Origin of the sequence: Tsukamurella sp. NPDC003166, assembly GCF_040611135.1 — a bacterium.
Classification (GTDB): Bacteria; Actinomycetota; Actinomycetes; order Mycobacteriales; family Mycobacteriaceae; genus Tsukamurella.
This window is the reverse complement of sequence record NZ_JBEXNL010000005.1, coordinates 151,389-168,323: the sequence shown is the minus strand read 5'-3', so window position 1 is coordinate 168,323 and position 16,935 is coordinate 151,389. Positions and strand designations below refer to the sequence as shown.

The window sequence follows — 16,935 nt, the reverse complement described above, 5'->3', positions numbered from 1 at the left end:
ATGCCCGACACGATCAGCCCCATCCCGCCGGAGGACCTCGCCGCGTTCCATCGCGTGCTCGAGACCGCCGCGCTCCTCGACGAAGGCGACCCCCAGTCGGTCGAGGTACAGCGCGCCGTGGGCCACATGTTCAAGCTGCTCAAGCGCGAGCGGCGCAAGTCCGCCCGCTCGAAGGTCAAGGCCGCCGACCGCGACGTCCTCGAGCGGACCGCCACCGGCAACGCCGAGCGGATCGACGACGAGACGGCCGGGATCCTGCTGACCACGCCCACCGTCGGCGACAGCGCCGGGGAACTCCTGCGCCCGCAGAGCTGCTACATCTGCAAGCAGCCGTACACCCGGATCGACGCGTTCTACCACCAGCTCTGCCCCGAGTGCGCGGCGTTCAGCCACTCCAAGCGCGACGCGACGACGGACCTGCGGGGCCGGCGCGCGCTGCTCACGGGTGGGCGCGCCAAGATCGGGATGTACATCGCCCTGCGCCTGCTGCGCGACGGTGCCGACCTCACCATCACCACCCGCTTCCCGACGGATGCGGCCCGGCGGTTCGCGGCCCTGGCCGACAGCGCCGAGTGGCTCGACCGCCTGCACATCGTCGGCATCGACCTGCGCGACCCGTCGCAGGTCAGCGCGATGGCCGACGCCGTCGCGGCCCGCGGCCCGCTCGACATCATCATCAACAACGCGGCGCAGACGGTGCGCCGCTCCCCCGGCGCGTACTCGGCGCTCGTCGACGCCGAGTCGGGCGAGGTCCCGGCCGAGCTGGCGAGCCGGATCATCCGGTTCGGCCGCGCGAGCTCGGCGCACCCCGCCGCGCTGACCGAGGCTCTCGACGGGCACACCGGCGGCGTGTCGGGCGATCTCGCGGCACTCGACCCCGCCTCGCTGACCGCGCTGGCGCTGCGCGGCGGGTCATCGTCCGCAGCGCGGATCGACGACGGCACCGCCATCGACGCGGGCGGCCTGCTCCCCGATCTGGTGCACACCAACTCGTGGGTGCAGACCGTCGAGGAGGTCGAGCCGCTCGAGCTGCTCGAGGTGCAGCTGTGCAACTCGGTGGCCCCGTTCATCCTCATCTCGAAGCTCCGCCCGGCGCTCGCCGCGTCGTCCGCGCGGCGCAAGTACGTGGTCAACGTCTCCGCGATGGAGGGCCAGTTCGGACGGGGCTACAAGGGCCCCGGGCACCCGCACACGAACATGGCGAAGGCCGCGCTGAACATGCTCACCCGCACCTCCAGCGCCGAGATGCTGGAGCAGGACGGCATCCTCATGACCGCCGTCGACACGGGCTGGATCACCGACGAGCGCCCGCATCACACCAAGATGCGCCTCGCGGAGGAGGGCTTCCGCGCGCCGCTCGACCTCGTCGACGGTGCCGCCCGCGTCTACGACCCGATCGTCCAGGGCGAGGCGGGCGTCGACCTGCACGGCTGCTTCCTCAAGGACTACAAGCCTTCGCCCTGGTGATGGGCGGCCCGCCGACGCGGTGATGGGCGGTCCGCCGCCGCGGCGACCGACGACTAGGGTCGACGGAGTGACGGAAACGAAGGTCCTGTTCGACTGCGACACCGGCATCGACGACTCGATGGCGCTGCTCTACCTGCTGAGCAAGCCCGAGGTGAACCTGCTCGGGATCGTCTCGTCCGCCGGCAACGTCCCCGCGCCGCAGGTGGTCGAGAACAATCTCGGCTGGCTGGAGCTCCTGGGCCGCACCGACATCGACGTCTTCGTCGGTTCCGACGCGCCGCTGGCGACGCCGCTGATGACCACCGAGGAGACGCACGGGCCCTTCGGCGTGGGATACGCGGACCTGCCCACGCCCGGCCGCGGACCGTCGGACGTCCCGGGCGCGCAGGCGTGGTCGGACCTGACCCGGGCGCACCCCGGCGAGGTGGTGGCCCTGGTCACCGGCCCGTGCACGAACCTCGCCCTGGCACTGCGCGACGATCCCGGGATCCTGACGCGGCTGCGCCGCCTGGTCATCATGGGCGGCGTCTTCTGGCACCCCGGCAACACGACCCCCACCTCCGAGTGGAACGTCGCGGTCGATCCGGAATCGCTGTGGGAGGTGTTGCGCGCCTACGGCGAACTCGACGGCACCGGCACGCCCCTGCCGATCCTCTGCCCGCTCGACCTGACGGAGACCATCGAGCTCACGCCCGACCACGTCGTGCGGCTCGCCGACGCCGCCGGGTCCGGCCCGGCGGAGGTGCTCAGCCCCGAGGATCCCGACGGTACGCGGTCGGCCGCGAGCAACGCGGTGGTGCGGACGCTGTCCGACGCGGTGCGGTTCTACTTCGAGTTCCATCGCGACCACGACCAGGGCTACATCGCGCACATGCACGACCCGTTCGCCGCCGCGGTGGCGCTCGACCCGACGATCGCCGACACCACCGCGTATCCGGTGGACGTCGAACTCACCGGATCCCTCACGCGCGGAACCACTATCGCGGACGTGCACGGTGCCTGGAACCGTCCCGATACCGCCCGGATCGCCGTGTCGACGGACCAGGCGGCCTTCTTCGACGACCTGCTCGACTCGGTTGCGGGGCTCGCTCGTGCCCGCGACTGAAGGGCAGATCGCGGCCTTCCTGCCGGTCGCCTCCGAGAGCCTCGACACGATCGACTCCGTGCTCGGTGACCTGGACGACGAGACGGTCAACATCGCAACGCCCGGCGGGAACTCGGTCTTCGCGCTCGTCACGCACATCGGGGGTGCCCTGGGCTACTGGGGCGGGTCGCTCCTGGCGGGCGAGGACATTCCGCGGGACCGCTCGTCCGAGTTCGTCGCGATCGGCACCGTCGACGATGCCCGGGCGATCGTGCGCGGCCTGCGTGCCGACCTCCCGCGATGGGCGGCCGTGGCGGCGATCGGCGTCCGCAATCCGGCGGCCACGGGGACCACGCGGCGCGACGCCGCGACCGCGACGCCGGAGTGGGTGCTCACGCACATGCTGCGCGAGCTGACCCAACACACCGGACACATGGAGATCTGCCGCGACGTCGTGGTCGCTGCCGCACACTGACTCCCATGATGATTCCGAAGGCCATCGCGGAGGGGGTGCGCGACGGCACCGTCACCACGCAGTACCGCCGGTGGGACACGCCCCGGGTGAAGGTGGGCGGTACGCAGGTCACGCCGGCCGGGGTGCTGCGCTTCACCCGGGTCACGCGGGTGCCCGACGTCGAGCGGATCAGCGACCGGGCGGCGCGCGCGGCGGGAATGAAAGACGCCGCTGCGCTGCGGAGGGCGCTGCGGCCGCGGGATCCCGACGCGCCCCGCCGGGAGCGCTCCGCCCGGGGCGGCGAGCACGTGTACCGCGTCCACCTGGAATGGGCCGGCGAGGACCCGCGCCTCGCATTGCGCGAGGAACTCCCGGACGAGGCCGAGCTCGCGGGCATCGCGAAGCGCCTTGCGCGGCTCGACGCCCGCGAGAGCGGCCCGTGGACCCGCGACATCCTCGTCTGGATCCGTGACCACCCGCACGTCGTCTCCAAGGAGCTCGCCGCCGAGCGGGGCGTCGAACTGCTGCCCATGAAGGCCGACATCCGCAAGCTCAAGGGGATGGGCCTGACCATCAGCCACGAGGTCGGGTACGAGCTCTCGCCCCGCGGCGCGGCGTACGTGGATTGGTCGGCAACCCGGTAGCGAGCATCGATTTGGACGCCACGCGAAGTCGACATATCGTGAGTTACCTCCTCGACACCGACGTCCTCAGCGAACTACGCCGCCCGGCTCTCGCGGATCCGCGTGTCGTGAGGTGGGCGCAAGGGCAGGACGCGTCTCCCCACTTCATCAGCGTGCTCACGGTGATGGTGATCGAACGCGGAATCGTCGAGAAGGATGACCGGTGATCCTCGAGACTGTTCTGCGCGCTGTCCGTATCGGACGGAATCGGAGAGTCGCGCGTAGGACGAGGCCGGCTCGGCGGCACACCCGTCCTACGCGGGTTGCTCCGATTCCGCGGCGACCTCCGCGGTGGACTTCGCCCAGCGGTAGTCCGCCTTGCCGGCCGGGGTCCGCTTGACCTCGTCGACGAAGACGATGGTGCGGGGCACCTTGTAGCCGGCGAGCTCACTGCGGGCGAAGGTCTGCACGTCCTCGACCGACGGGCGCTCCTGCCCCTCCGCCACGGAGATCACGGCCGCGACCCGCTGGCCGTACCGCGCGTCGGGCACCGGGACCACGAGGGCGTCGGAGATCGCGGGGTGCCCGTGCAGGGTGGCCTCGACCTCCTCCGCGTAGACCTTCTCGCCGCCGGTGTTGATGCACTGGCTGCCGCGGCCGAGGAAGACGATGCCGCCGTCCTCCGCGGGGTAGCCCATGTCGCCGAGCACCGAGATCCGCCGTCCGTCGGGCAGCGTGGGGAAGGTGCGCGCCGACTTCTCGGGGTCGTTGTAGTAGCCGAGCGGGACGTTGCCGACCCGGGCGATGAAGCCGACCTCGCCGGGCGTGGTGATCTCGGCGAAGGACTCGTCGACCACCATCATCTTGTCGGTGGGCGGCGCGTGCAGGTTGCCGTTCTCGTCGAGCGTCATCACGCCGTCGTTGCCGGACTCCGAGGCCCCGAAGTTGTCGCGGAGGATCAGCTCGGGCTTGATCGCGGCCATCCGATCACGCACGTGCTTGGACCAGATGGCGCCGCCCGACGTGATCGAGAACAGCGACGAGAAGTCCGCGGTGTCCTTCTGCTTCTCCATCTCCTCGACCAACGGGATCCCCATGGCGTCGCCGACGATGAGGATGGTCTGGGTCTGATCGCGCCCCACGTTGCGGACGATCTGCTCCGCCTTGAAATCGCGCTCGAGGATCACTCGCGAGCCGAGCACGAAGAACGTGAACAGCGAGTACGCGGCCGCGCCGTGCATGAGCGGAGCGGCGATGAGAAAGGCCAGCGGCGGGAACTGCTTGGCGCCCTCGCCGACCTCGTCCAGCGAGGTCCGCGGCTCGCCGCCGTAGGGCACGCCGGCCGAAAGCGGCTTGCGGAAGAAGTCGTCGTGCTGCCAGACGACGCCTTTCGGGTAGCCCGTGGTGCCACCCGTGTAGATGATGTAGTGCTCCTCGCCGGTGCGCGGCTCGAAATCCCGGGCCGTGGAGTGGGATGCGGCGTCTGCGAAGGGCACGAGCGCGACGTCGGGCGCACCGTCGACCGCGGCGGCGAGCTCGGAGTCGACCTCGCCGACGACGAAGACGGTCCGCAGGTCGGGGAGCTTCCCGATGAGCCCGGCGAGCGTGCGCTGATGCTCCGGCAGCTCCACCACGATGCCGCGAGAGTCCGAGTTGGTGAAGATGTACTCGAGCTCGGGCCCGGTGTACCGGTAATTCACGTTGACCGGCACGGCACGGATCTTGATCAGCGCCACCAGCGACTGCACGTGCTCGACACTGTTCTTGAGGAACAACGCGACGTGGTCGAACGCGCCGATGCCGTTCGCGGCGAACAGATGCGCCACCTGATTCGCCTGCGCGTCCATCTCGGCGTACGAGGTCTGCTCCCCCTCGTAGCTCAAGACCACTCGCTCCGGCACCGCGTCGACGACCGCCTCGAAGATGTCGGCGAGGTTGAACTTCATGCGCTCTCCTGTTTCCTGACCTGCGAACCCGTACAGCTCGGCAGAACGTGTTCTAGTTGTAACAGGTTCTACCGGCTGACGGGGTGGAATCGGACGCAACTCGCCGTCGATCGTCCATGAATATCGCTCACGGCGCGGGGAATCCTCGTCAGAATCTCGTTCGCGGACCACAGTTGTCGCCCATGACGACATCGCTCATCGCTCCCCCGACCGACGCGGAACTCGATGCGACCTTCGGCCCGCTGTACGCACGCATCGCCGAGGGCGCCGTCGCCCGCGAACGCGACCGCGAGCTCGTGCACGCCCCGATCGCGCTGCTGAAGGAAGCCGGATTCACCGCCCTGCGCGTGCCCCGCGAGCTCGGCGGGTCCGGCGTGACGCTCCGACAGTTCTTCCGCCAGCTGATCGCCCTGGCCGCCGCCGACTCCAACATTCCGCAGGCGCTGCGCGTGCACGTCAACTTCGTCGAGGACCAGCGACTGGCGAACACGACCGCGGGCGACGAGTGGCTGCGGGCCGTGGTCGACGGCACCGTCGTCGGGAACGCGATCACGGAGCCCGGCGCCGGGTCCGTCGGCGGTTACGCGACCACCCTCACGCGCGACGCCGACGGATATCGGCTGAGCGGCACCAAGTTCTACTCCACGGGCACGCTCTACGCCGATCAGATCCTGGTGGCCGCGGATCTGGACGGCGAGCGGGTCGGCGTCCTCGTCGACGCGCACGCCGAGGGCGTCGAGAAGGTCGACGACTGGAACGGCTTCGGCCAACGACTCACCGCCAGCGGCACGACGGTGTTCACCGACGTCGCCGTCCCCGCGGATCGCCTCCTCGGGGCCGGTTACGGCGCGCCGGGTGCCACCTACGCCACGTCGTACCTGCAGCTGGTGCAGCTCGCGGGACTCGCGGGCATCGCCCAGCGGGCCGCCGACGACACCGTCGCCTGGGTGCAGGCCCGCACCCGCACGTTCTCGCACGCCGCCGCCGACCTGCAGCGCCACGATCCGCTCGTGCAGCAGGTGATCGGCCGCCTGTCCAGCGCCGCGTGGTCGGCGAAACAGTCCGTGCTCGCCGTCGCCGACGTGCTCGACGACGTCCTGGCGGACCGCCGGGTGCACGAGGACCTGGTGCCGGAGGCCGAGCTGGCCGCCGCGCACGCGCAGCTCGCCGTCATCGACACCGTCCTCAAGGCCACCACCGAGCTGTTCGAGGTGGGCGGCGCGTCGATCGTGGACGCCGACCTCCGCCTGGACCGGCACTGGCGCAACGCCCGCACCCTCGCGGTGCACAATCCCGCGATCCAGAAGGCCCGCGCCGTCGGCGACCTGCTGCTCAACGGCGCCGACCTGCCCTACGCGTGGAACGCCGGTTCCCGCACCGAGAACGCCCAGTAACCACACCACCGAAAGGCACGACCATGACCCAGGCACGCATCGCCATCATCGGCGCCGGAGTGGTGGGAGCCACCGCCGCCCTCGTCCTCGCCCGCGCCGGGCACCACGTCGATCTGTACAGCGACAGGACCCCCGAACAGCTCCGCGACGACGTGCCGGCGACCGGCACCGCGGTCCTGTTCGGGCACTCGCGCGATGTCGACCACACCCTCGTCGAGGAGCTCTACCCCGACGCTCCTCTCTCCACCGGCATGAACACCCGCCTGAACACGGGCGAGCCGGGAGCACTGCAGGACGTGCTCGCCTTCGATCCCGACTTCACCTACACCGCCGCCGGCATCGACGTGCGCCTGCGGGCGTACGACCGGATCCGGCTGTTCGAGCAGGCCGGCGGCCGCTTCCACGTCGAGACCGTGACGCCCGAGAACCTCGACGACATCGCCGGCACGCACGACCTGACGCTCGTCTCGACCGGCAAGGGCGGACTGTCCGGCCTGTTCCCCGTCGACGAGTCGCGCACCGTCTACCGCTCCCCGCAGCGGCACCTGCTCGCGGCCGCGTTCACGGGACTCGGACACGGCGACGACGTGTTCACCGCCCGCGGCCACGGCGCCGGCGCGCACAACGTGTTCAACCTGCACACCGACCAGGGCGAGATCTGGATCGGCCCGTACTGGCACAAGGACGCGGGGGCGTCGTGGAGCGTGCTCGCGTTCGCGAAGCCCGACGGTGCCTGGGTCGAGCGGTTCGGCGAGGTCACGGACGCGCAGAGCGCCCTCGAGGTGGTCGTGAGCATCTACCGCGACTACTTCCCCGACGACCTGCCCGACATCGAGAAGCTCCGGGTCATCGAGCAGGATGCGAGGTCCTGGCTGCGCGGGGCGGTCACCCCGACGGTGCGGCAGGGCGTCGGGTACACCCGGGGCGGACGCCCCGTGGCCGCGCTCGGAGACAGCGCGATCGCGTTCGACCCGATCGCCGGGCAGGGCGCGCAGACCGGACTGATCCAGGTCGCGGCGCTGGTGAAGGCCATCGAGGCCCGCGAATCCGACTTCACGGCCGAGTGGATCGTCGACCAGTTCGACCGGCACTGGGAGGAGCGCGGGCACGCGGCCGCCGAGGTCACCCGCCTGTTCCTCGGTGATCCGGACTACGGCTTCGTCGCGGGCCCGGTGTTCGCGGGCGCGGTGGCCGACGACGCCGTCGGTGCAGCACTGTTCGGGCTGCTCTCCGAGCCCGCGCCCATCCTCGACCTCAAGACCGACGAGGACGTCGAGCGGTTCATCGCAGACGCGCGGACCGCACTGGTGCGGAGCTGACGCCGGGCGGCGGTCGCCGGTCCGTCCGGCGGTCGCCGCCACTGAGCGGGCCCTCCGTGGCAGACTCGGTCGCGTGACAGTGCGCATCGGTCTCATCGGAGCGGGTCCCTGGGCACGGGAGACGCACGCCCCGGCCCTCACGGCACACCCGGGAATCGACTTCGTGGGTGGGTGGGCACGCGATCCCGCCGCCGCCGTGGAGGTCTTCCCGCGTGCTTTCGAGTCCCCCCGCGCGCTGTTCGACGCCGTCGACGCCGTCGCGTTCGCGGTACCGCCGAACGTCCAGGCCCCCCTCGCCGCCGACGCCGCCCGGGCGGGCAAACACCTCATCCTCGACAAGCCGATCGCACTCGACCTCGAGGGCGCCACCGCGCTCGCGGACGCCGTCGCCGGGGCCGGGGTGCGGTCGATCCTCGCGCTCACCCGGCGATTCGCGCCCGAGACCCGCGCGTTCCTGGCCCTCGCGGCCGAGCTGCACCCGATCGCGGCCGAGGCGCAGTGGCTCTCCGGGGCCGCGCTGGCCGGCAAGTTCGCCGCGTCGGCCTGGCGCCAGGAGGAGGGCGCGCTCTTCGACGTCGGGCCGCACGTCGTCGACCTGCTCGACGCCGCCGTGGGCACCGTCGAGGGGGTCGCCGCGGCCCGGTACGACGCCGGGAGCGACACGTGGACCGCGCAGCTCATGCACGCCGACGGTGCCGCCTCCACGCTGTCGCTCTCACTGCGGACGCCGGTGCTGCCGACGGTGATGCGGATCTCCGCGCACTCCGCCGCGGGCCTGGCCGTGCTCGAGAGTCGGGAGACGCCGTCGACCGAGTGCTTCCGCGTCCTGCTCGACGAGTTCCTCGCCTCGATCTCGGCCGGGGTCGATCACCCGCTCGGCGTCCTCCGCGGGCTGCACCTGCAGCGCGTGATCGCACGGATCAGGGCCGGGGCGTGTCCGCCGACTCCGTGAACCCCACCCCGGCGACACCGCCGCGACCCCCGTGGGACGCCGACATCGCACGCGCCTTCATCGACCGCTCTTCCGACGGCTTCTTCGTGCACGACGAGGACGGCCACCTGATCGAGGTGAACGACGCCGGGTGCGAGAGCACCGGCTACAGCCGCGAAGAGCTGCTGGGCATGCACCTCCTCGACGTCGTGCAGGTCTCGGCCGAGGAGGCCGGCCGCAACCTGGATCGGGCGCGCGGCGGCGCGTCGCTGGTGATCCCGGCGATGATGCGTCGCAAGGACGGGAGCGACTACCCCGTCGAAGTGCACCTGCTGTACCTCACGCTCGACGGACGCCCGGTCGTCGCCGGGATCACGCGCGACATCACCGCGCGGGTCGCGTCGGACCAGGCCATGGCCGAGGCGCGCCGCAGGCTCGAGGAGCGCGTGATCGAGTCGCGGTCGTCGTCGCAGCGCGCCACCGACCTGCTGCAGGCGGTCATCGACACGGCACCCGACCTCGTCTACATCAAGGATCGCGCGGGGCGCTACCAGTACGTCAATGCGGCGGTGGCCGAGCTCATGGGCGTGCGCCCGCAGGACGCGGTGGGCCACGACGACACCGTGCTGTTCGAGGCGATCGCCGAGACGTTGATGGCGACGGACCGCGCGATCATGGAGACCGGGATCGGGCACGAGGTCGAGGAGTACGTCGAGGTCGACGGGACGCGCAGAACCTACCTGTCGAACAAGGCGCCCTACCGCGACGGCACCGGCGAGGTCGTCGGCCTCATCGGCATCTCCCGCGACATCACGACCAGCCGGCGCGACCAGGCGCTGCTCCGGCATGCGGAGCAGCGGTGGCAGTTCGCGATCGACGGTGCCGGCGACGGCATCTGGGACCGCGACCTCACCACCGAGTCCGTGTTCTACTCCGAACGCTGGAAGACGATGCTCGGCTACGGGGTCGACGAGGTCGACGACACCGTCGAGGCGTGGATGCACCGCGTCCACCCCGACGACGTGGCGACCTGCACCGGGGCCATGCAGCCCGTCCTGCGGGGTGAGGTCGAGGAGTTCTCGTTCGAACACCGGATGCGCGCCAAGAACGGCGAGTGGCGGTGGATCTCGGCGCGGGGCCGCGTGATGGAGTCCCGCCCGGACGGCACGCCGACCCGGCTGATCGGCACGCATACCGACATCACCGACCGAAAACACGCCGAGGAGGAGATCCGCGTCCTGAACCGCCGCCTGCGCTGGCGCGCCGATCACGACGACCTGACCGGCCTCCTCGGCCGGGCGGGTTTCATCGAGCGGGCCACGGTCGTCGTCGGGGAGCGCCGCCTCGACGGCGACGCGCTGACCGTGCTCTGGATCGATCTGGACTCGTTCAAGCGGATCAACGACTCGCTCGGCCACAAGGTGGGCGACCAGGTGCTCCAGGTCGTGGCGCAGCGCCTGCTGGACGCGAGCCTGCCGAGCGACCTCGTGGCGAGGTTGGGCGGCGATGAGTTCGTGGTCCTCCGGCCGCGCGCCGACACCGCCGACCGCTCGGAGGACTGGGCCGAACGGGTGCGCGTCGCCATGGCCGAGTCCGTCGATCTCGACGGGCTGCAGCTGTCCGTCACCTGCTCGATCGGCCTGGTCGAATCGCCCGCCACCGACGACGGCATCACGCAACTGCTCATCGACGGGGACCTGGCTCTGCTCCAGGCCAAACGGGACGGTCGGAACCGGATCGTGCGGCACACGGCCGGGCTGCGGATACCCCAGCAGAAGCGGCTCGCGCTCGTGACCCACGTACGGGAGCGGATCGACGCCGGCGACGTGATCGTGCGCTACCAGCCGATCGTGGACCTCGCCACCGGCGCGATGGTCGGTGCGGAAGCCCTGGCCAGGATCGTCGGCCCCGAGGGCGAGGAGCTCGCCCCCGCGGACTTCCTCCCCCATCTGGAGGCGCTGGGCCTGCTGCCGCACCTGGCGCGACTGGTGCTGCACCGCGCCTGCGCCGATTTCGCGGCCGCGCCGGAACTCGGGTGGGTCTCCGTCAACCTGGCCTCGGAGGACCTCGCCGACCCGCTGCTCCCGCACGTGGTCGAACGCGCCCTGGAGGGCAGCGGCCTGGATCCCGACCGGTTGATCCTGGAGATCAACGAGCGGGTCGTCCCGGAGCGGCACGTGCTCGCCGCGACACACCGGCTCGTCGAGCTGGGGGTCCGCATCGCTCTCGACGACTTCGGCACCGGCTGGTCGAGCCTCGCGCAGCTGCGGTACCTCGATCTCGCGCTGGTCAAGATCGACCGGTCCGTGGTCGTCGCGTCCACCGGGCGGGACGATCCGCAGCTCGAGGCGATGCTCGACGCGGCGATCGCCATGGCGCGCGCGCTCCGCCTGGATGTGATCGCCGAGGGCGTCGAGACCGCGGACGAGTCGGCCGCGCTGGCGGCCGCGGGCGCGCACTTCGCGCAGGGATTCCTGTGGAGCCGCCCCGTGGATCGCGAGGAGCTGGTTCGCTGGCGCACGTGAGCGCGGCGGTAGGCGCACCGACGCCGGGTGCCGGGCCCGGTCACGGCGCTACCCTGGGTGGCATGGCGAGCCCCGGCGATCACCCGCAGTCCCCGCAGACCGACCAGGCGGTGCCCGGGGGCCCCGTCGGCGACGAGGCGCCGATCGACGCGGAGGTGGTCGACACGCCGCCGTCCGTGCCCGCGGCACCGGCGGCACCGTCGTACGAGGAGATCACCGGCTACACGGCTGCCGGCGTGCCCACCTTCGACCACGTGCGGGAGAAGATCGAGCGGCGCAGCACCGTCGCGCTGGGCGCCGAGGAGCTCGCGCACGACACGACCGCCGGTCGCGACGCCGAGCGCGCCTTCGCCGAGCGGGAGAAGGCGGCGAAGGCCAGGCTGGAGGAGATCCGGCGCTCGCTCGGTTCGCCCGCTACGCCCCCGGGCGCGCCGGGGGCGTAGCGACCGGGCGTCACGCCAGGTTGCCGGACAGGTACTCCGCGTAGGCGGGCAGGTCGAGCTGGCCGTGCCCGGACAGGCCGATGACGAGCACCTCGTCGGCGTTCTCGCGGGCGTAGTCCGCCGCCGCCGCGATCGCGTGGGTGGACTCCGGGGCGGGGACGATGCCCTGCGTACGGGCGAAGAGCACGCCCGCCGCGAAGGCGTCGTTCTGCTCGACGGCGCGGCCCTCGACCAGTCCGAGCTCGACGGTGTGGCTCAGCGCCGGGGCCATGCCGTGGTAGCGGAGACCGCCCGCGTGGATCGGGTCGGGCACGAAGTCCATGCCGAGGGTGTGCATCTTGAGCAGCGGGGTCAGGCCGGCGACGTCGCCGTGGTCGTAGCGGTACTCGCCCTTCGTGATCGACGGGCACGCGGCGGGCTCGACGGCGACGACCCGCGGGTCCTGCCGGCCGTGGATCTTCTCCCGCAGGAACGGGAACGCGAGGCCCGCGAGGTTGGATCCGCCACCCGCGCAACCGAACACGACATCGGCGCCCTTCTCGTGCTGCGCGAGCTGATCGACGGCCTCGAGGCCGATCACGGACTGGTGCAGCACGACGTGGTTGAGCACGCTGCCGAGCGCGTAGCGCGCCTCGGGGTCCTTGGCGGCGACCTCGACGGCCTCGGAGACGGCCATGCCGAGACTGCCGGTGGTGTTCGGGTCCTTCTCCAGCATCGCGCGGCCGGAGTCGGTGAGGTCGGACGGGCTCGGGTGCACGGTGCCGCCGTAGGTGCGCATGAGGTGCCCGCGGTACGGCTTGGAATCGTAGGAGGCGCGCACCTGCCACACCTCGACATCGATGCCGAACTGGGCGCCCGCGAAGGACAGCGCGCTGCCCCACTGGCCGGCGCCGGTCTCGGTGGTGAGCTTGGTGACCCCGTCGAGGTGGTTGTAGTAGGCCTGGGCCACAGCGGAATTCGTCTTGTGTGATCCGACGGGGCTCACGCCCTCGTACTTGACGTAGATCCGGCAGGTGGTGCCGAGCGCCTCCTCGAACTTCCGGGCCCGGATCAGCGGCGACGGGCGCCACATGGACAGGATCTCCCGGACCGGCTCGGGGATCTCGTGGTACGCCTCGGTGGACGCCTCCTGCGCGATGAGGCCCGTCGCGAACAGCGGCGCCAGGTCCTCGGGCTGCACCGGCTCCTTGGTTCCGGGGTGCAGGTGCGGCGGGATGGGCGTGTCGAGTTCCGCGGCCAGGTTGTACCAGTGCGTGGGTACGGAAACGGTGGTGATGTCCTGGTGCGCAGCGGCGTCCGAGAGTGTCATGGCTCACAGAGTAGAACGCGGCATTCGCCGCCCTCTCCCACAGGTCCGCCTTGTGGGGCGCACCCCCTCCGGTCGCGTGCGCGGACGCGAATGCGGCCGGTGCCCGGCGGTACGGCTTAGGTGCGGAGCAGCGCTCCGGCCGCGAAGTCGCCGGCGTGGGCGAAGGCCGCGAGGACCACGTCCTCCCCCTCGCCGATCCGCCCGTCCGCACGGGCGGTGGCGAAGGTGTGCGGGACGCCGACGGCGAACAGGTTGCCGCACTCGTCGAAGGTGTCCGGGTGCCGCTCGGGCGGGAGCTCGAGAGCCTCGCGCCAGTTCCGCAGGAAGGTCCGGTTGGGCTGATTGGTGACGAGGTGGTCCACCTGCGGCCCGGTGAGACCGCCGGCCGCGGCCGCCGCCAGCGCGACCTCGGGCACCAGCCGGTTCCCGCGGGCCAGCACCTTCGCGATCTTGGCCTCGGTGAAGCCCACATGCAGCTGCCCCGGTCCGGCCTCCCAGTACTTCCGCGGCGGTTCCACGGCGGCCGTCATGTCGCCCGCGTACTCGCTGTGCTGGGCGAGCACGACGTGGCGCACCGCGATGCCGTCCGCCTCCGGGTCGGCCACCACGAGGGCGGCGGCGGCACCGTCGCCCGGGATGGCGGCCTGGGGCAGGTTCCGCACCCGGTCCTGGGTGAATACGTTGCCGGCCGCGTTGGTCGCGGTGAGCAGCAGCGCCGATCGCGCGGTCCCGGCGACGAACATCGTGCGCGCGAGCTGCAGCATGAGCAGGAACGCCGCGCAGCCGCCGTTGTGGATGTCGAGGACCAGGGACGGGTGCATGCCGAGCCGGCGGGCGACGTCACCGCCGCACCCGACGACGGGGAGGTCCGGCAGCTGCGAGTGGCTCAGGATCACGTCGGCCCCCAGTGCGGCATCGCCCACCTGCTCGCGCAGCCGGTCGATCGCGGTGCACATCAGCTCGACATTGGACTCGGTCGGCGCCGCGTGGTGCCGGAAAGCCGGCGGCGCGAACATCGGGTTCGCCGTGAGGGTGCGGCTGTCGGCGTCGGCGAACTCGCGGAAATAGTCCGCGGGAACGCGGTTCTCGGGCAGGTACGAGGCGAGCCCGACGATGCGCGGGGTCGCGGCCGGGGCGCTCACGAGGACATCCACTCGGGCTTGACGGGTTGTCCGTGGGCGTGGCGGTGTTCGGCGATGGCCTTGAGGTTCTCCAGCTCCATCATGTGCCCGGCGCCGAAGGTGTCCCACAGGTCGCCGACCCACACCGGCCGGCCGGGTGGCGCCGTCTCGGGGTACGGATTCTCGTCGTAGAAGGGGTGGTGGCAGTTGACCCACAGCACCACCGAGCCGGGCTTGTTCAGCACGAGCTGCGCGTCCACCACCCGCATCAGGTAGATCATCCAGAGGTGCTTCCCCTGGTCCCAGGCGCAGTGGTAGTCGACGGTCCGTGCGTCCGGATGCGCGACTGTGCGCGTGTAGATCTCGGTGTCGGCGCCGAGCATGTCGCGCGCCACCCACAGGCCGGCCTCGTCGGTCTCGCGGAAGCCGCGCAGACTGTAGGTCCACTCCTCCAGCGAGCGGGTGTCGGAGAGCCAGGCGTACAGCTCGTCGGGCGGCGCGTTCACGTACGACTGCACGGGGCAGAAATCGCCGTAGATCTGCTGGTGCGGGTACACCGACCGCATGCGGTCGACGAGGATCGGCTGCGCCACCGGGCGCGGGTGGCTCTCGATCCGGATCGTGCCCTCGATGTCGATCGTCGGGATCATCGGTGCTCCTTCGCGGTGTCGGGCAGAAGTGCTGCGAACGGTGGGATCTCGGCGGGGTCCGTGGTGATGTCGAGGACCGACGGTCCGCCGTCCCGTCCGGCCAGCAACTCGGCGAACGCGGCCCGGGCACCGTCGGGCGTGGTCGCCGAGCGGGCGCGCAGGGACGGGAACATCGCGGCGAGACCGGCGCCGATCAGGCTCAGGCGGAACCGGTTGATGCTGGCCAGGTCCGGGAAGAACTTGTCCTCGCGGGCCACGCACATGCCGTGCGCATCGTTGTTGAGGACGACGAGCACGACCGGCGCCCGGGCCTCGATCGCGGTGTGGATCTCCATGCCGTGCATGAAGAACGCGCCGTCGCCGGCCAGGATCACGGCGGGCCGCCGGGTGGCGATCGCGGCGCCGATCCCGGCGGCGATGCCGTGCCCCATGCCGCCCATCCCGAGGGCGACGAGGAACCGCTGCCCGACGCCGAGCGGGAGCCGGTGCACCGCGGCGGCGCCCGCGTTGCCGGCGTCGGCGAAGACCAGCGCATCGGCGGGGATCACCGGCGCCAGGGCATCGACGGCGTCGGCGCAGGTCATGATCCCGGAGTGGTTCCTGGGTACGACGATCGGTTCGGGAGCGATCGCCGTCCACGGTGCGCGGGTGCGTCCGCCGACCGCGGCGGCGAGGGCGCGGGTGTAGGCGGCGAGGTCGCGCGTCGGCTCGTGGACGGTGACCTCCCGCAGCGGGGGCTCCGCCCCGATGTGCACGGTGCAGGTGACGTCGATGACCGCATCGAGGCCACTGCGGTCCATGAGGTCGAGGTCGGTGCCCAGCGCGAGAATCAGGTCGGCGTCCGCGGCGGCCCGGGTCACCGAGGGGTGCCCCATCACCCCCGCCACGCCGACCACGCCGACGTCCGGTGCGGCGTCGCGGCCGTTGGGCGTCACGGCGACGACGGCGCCGGTGCGCGCCGCGAGCTCCGCCACGGGACCGGCCAGGCGTGCTCGCGACGCCGCCTCGCCGAGCAGGAAGAGAGGCCTGCGCGCGGCGCGGACGGTCCGGACCACCTCGTCCGACGGTGCAGTGGTCGGCGGCGGCGCGGGGGTGCGGTGCGGCAAGCCCGGGCACATCGCGAGCTGGACGTCCTTGGGCAGCAGCAGCGCGGCGGGCAGGCCCCGCTCGAGGGCGTCGAGGGCACCGTCGAAGGTGGGGCCGAGGTCGTCCGGACCGGCGACCTTCGCGGCGAAGCCGGTGACCCCCCGCAGCACGGTCAGCACGTCGACGGTGCGGGGCGCGGCGCACATGTCCTGGAACGCTCCGCGACCCTCGCCCATGGTCGGCGGGCTGCCGATGAGCGCCAGAATCGGGACGCGCGATTGGTACGCCTCGGCGAGGGCGGGCACGCAGTTCATCGCCGCGCCGCCGGACGTGGCGATGAGGCACGCCGTCCGACCGGTCATGCGCGTGGCACCGTCGGCCATCGCGCCCGCGCCGAACTCGTGCTTGGCGATCGTCACCGTGAGGCGGCGGTTCGCGGGTGCACGGAGCAGCGCGGCGAACAGATCCTCGGAATTGGCACCATGGATTCCGTACGCGTTACGAATTCCGTACGCGTACAACGCATTTGCTATCCACTCGGCGACATTTGAAGCCACAATCGCCACAGTAGGCCGTTGTGAGC

The 16,935-nt window shown here is 71.5% G+C and carries 14 protein-coding genes; 9 read left to right on the top strand and 5 right to left on the bottom strand.

Annotation, left to right across the window (positions count from 1 at the left end):
• The 4 genes from ABZX10_RS08310 (at position 1) to ABZX10_RS08295 (ending at position 3,649) form a co-directional block, all read left to right on the top strand.
• The gene (locus ABZX10_RS08310) at positions 1-1,467 is read left to right on the top strand and encodes an SDR family NAD(P)-dependent oxidoreductase (protein WP_355537116.1); all 1,467 of its coding nucleotides are present in this window, start codon (positions 1-3) and stop codon (positions 1,465-1,467) included.
• Between the two features lie 67 nt (positions 1,468-1,534).
• Positions 1,535-2,572 (top strand): nucleoside hydrolase, encoded by a 1,038-nt coding sequence (locus ABZX10_RS08305; protein ID WP_355537113.1) that lies wholly within the window; start codon positions 1,535-1,537, stop codon positions 2,570-2,572.
• A complete protein-coding gene (locus ABZX10_RS08300) occupies positions 2,559-3,026 on the top strand; it encodes a DUF664 domain-containing protein (protein WP_355537110.1) in 468 nt (155 codons plus the stop codon). The genes ABZX10_RS08305 and ABZX10_RS08300 overlap by 14 nt, the downstream gene beginning before the upstream one ends.
• Positions 3,027-3,031: 5 nt before the next feature.
• On the top strand, positions 3,032-3,649 hold the full coding sequence (locus ABZX10_RS08295) for an ASCH domain-containing protein (protein WP_355537107.1): 618 nt from the start codon (positions 3,032-3,034) through the stop codon (positions 3,647-3,649).
• A 293-nt stretch (positions 3,650-3,942) separates the two neighbouring features.
• Here the strand turns inward: ABZX10_RS08295 and ABZX10_RS08290 are convergent, their stop codons facing one another.
• The gene (locus ABZX10_RS08290; RefSeq protein WP_355537103.1) at positions 3,943-5,574 is read right to left on the bottom strand and encodes an AMP-binding protein; all 1,632 of its coding nucleotides are present in this window, start codon (positions 5,572-5,574) and stop codon (positions 3,943-3,945) included.
• 182 nt (positions 5,575-5,756) lie between these two features.
• On the opposite strand from ABZX10_RS08290, the gene ABZX10_RS08285 reads away from it, so the two are divergent.
• The 5 genes from ABZX10_RS08285 (at position 5,757) to ABZX10_RS08265 (ending at position 12,186) form a co-directional block, all read left to right on the top strand.
• Positions 5,757-6,968: an acyl-CoA dehydrogenase family protein gene (locus ABZX10_RS08285; RefSeq protein WP_355537100.1), complete on the top strand. Its 1,212-nt coding sequence runs from the start codon at positions 5,757-5,759 to the stop codon at positions 6,966-6,968.
• 23 nt (positions 6,969-6,991) lie between these two features.
• Positions 6,992-8,287: a styrene monooxygenase/indole monooxygenase family protein gene (locus ABZX10_RS08280; RefSeq protein WP_355537097.1), complete on the top strand. Its 1,296-nt coding sequence runs from the start codon at positions 6,992-6,994 to the stop codon at positions 8,285-8,287.
• Between the two features lie 73 nt (positions 8,288-8,360).
• The gene (locus ABZX10_RS08275) at positions 8,361-9,239 is read left to right on the top strand and encodes a Gfo/Idh/MocA family oxidoreductase (protein ID WP_355537094.1); all 879 of its coding nucleotides are present in this window, start codon (positions 8,361-8,363) and stop codon (positions 9,237-9,239) included.
• Positions 9,221-11,743, top strand: coding sequence for an EAL domain-containing protein (locus ABZX10_RS08270; RefSeq protein WP_355537091.1), 2,523 nt, complete (start codon positions 9,221-9,223; stop codon positions 11,741-11,743). Before ABZX10_RS08275 ends, ABZX10_RS08270 begins: the two co-directional genes overlap by 19 nt.
• A 62-nt stretch (positions 11,744-11,805) precedes the next feature.
• Positions 11,806-12,186, top strand: a complete 381-nt coding sequence (locus ABZX10_RS08265; RefSeq protein ID WP_355537088.1) for a hypothetical protein — start codon at positions 11,806-11,808, stop codon at positions 12,184-12,186.
• A 10-nt stretch (positions 12,187-12,196) separates the two neighbouring features.
• Here the strand turns inward: ABZX10_RS08265 and ABZX10_RS08260 are convergent, their stop codons facing one another.
• The 4 genes from ABZX10_RS08260 to ABZX10_RS08245 all read right to left on the bottom strand — a co-directional run bounded on the left by ABZX10_RS08260 (position 12,197) and on the right by ABZX10_RS08245 (position 16,909).
• A complete protein-coding gene (locus ABZX10_RS08260; protein WP_355537085.1) occupies positions 12,197-13,495 on the bottom strand; it encodes a TrpB-like pyridoxal phosphate-dependent enzyme in 1,299 nt (432 codons plus the stop codon).
• Positions 13,496-13,611: 116 nt separating this feature from the next.
• Positions 13,612-14,637: a 3-oxoacyl-[acyl-carrier-protein] synthase III C-terminal domain-containing protein gene (locus ABZX10_RS08255; RefSeq protein WP_355537082.1), complete on the bottom strand. Its 1,026-nt coding sequence runs from the start codon at positions 14,635-14,637 to the stop codon at positions 13,612-13,614.
• Positions 14,634-15,266, bottom strand: a complete 633-nt coding sequence (locus tag ABZX10_RS08250; protein ID WP_355537079.1) for an SRPBCC family protein — start codon at positions 15,264-15,266, stop codon at positions 14,634-14,636. Before ABZX10_RS08250 ends, ABZX10_RS08255 begins: the two co-directional genes overlap by 4 nt.
• On the bottom strand, positions 15,263-16,909 hold the full coding sequence (locus ABZX10_RS08245) for a thiamine pyrophosphate-binding protein (protein WP_355537076.1): 1,647 nt from the start codon (positions 16,907-16,909) through the stop codon (positions 15,263-15,265). Before ABZX10_RS08245 ends, ABZX10_RS08250 begins: the two co-directional genes overlap by 4 nt.
• Between the last annotated feature and the right edge of the window lie 26 nt (positions 16,910-16,935).

Excerpts from the sequence above, each read along its gene's own strand:
- ABZX10_RS08260 (WP_355537085.1), bottom strand. The coding sequence starts at position 13,495 with ATGACACTCTCGGACGCCGCTGCGCACCAGGACATCACCACCGTTTCC.
- ABZX10_RS08265 (WP_355537088.1), top strand. The coding sequence starts at position 11,806 with ATGGCGAGCCCCGGCGATCACCCGCAGTCCCCGCAGACCGACCAGGCG.
- ABZX10_RS08310 (WP_355537116.1), top strand. The coding sequence starts at position 1 with ATGCCCGACACGATCAGCCCCATCCCGCCGGAGGACCTCGCCGCGTTC.
- ABZX10_RS08250 (WP_355537079.1), bottom strand. The coding sequence starts at position 15,266 with ATGATCCCGACGATCGACATCGAGGGCACGATCCGGATCGAGAGCCAC.
- ABZX10_RS08295 (WP_355537107.1), top strand. The coding sequence starts at position 3,032 with ATGATGATTCCGAAGGCCATCGCGGAGGGGGTGCGCGACGGCACCGTC.
- ABZX10_RS08280 (WP_355537097.1), top strand. The coding sequence starts at position 6,992 with ATGACCCAGGCACGCATCGCCATCATCGGCGCCGGAGTGGTGGGAGCC.
- ABZX10_RS08290 (WP_355537103.1), bottom strand. The coding sequence starts at position 5,574 with ATGAAGTTCAACCTCGCCGACATCTTCGAGGCGGTCGTCGACGCGGTG.
- ABZX10_RS08285 (WP_355537100.1), top strand. The coding sequence starts at position 5,757 with ATGACGACATCGCTCATCGCTCCCCCGACCGACGCGGAACTCGATGCG.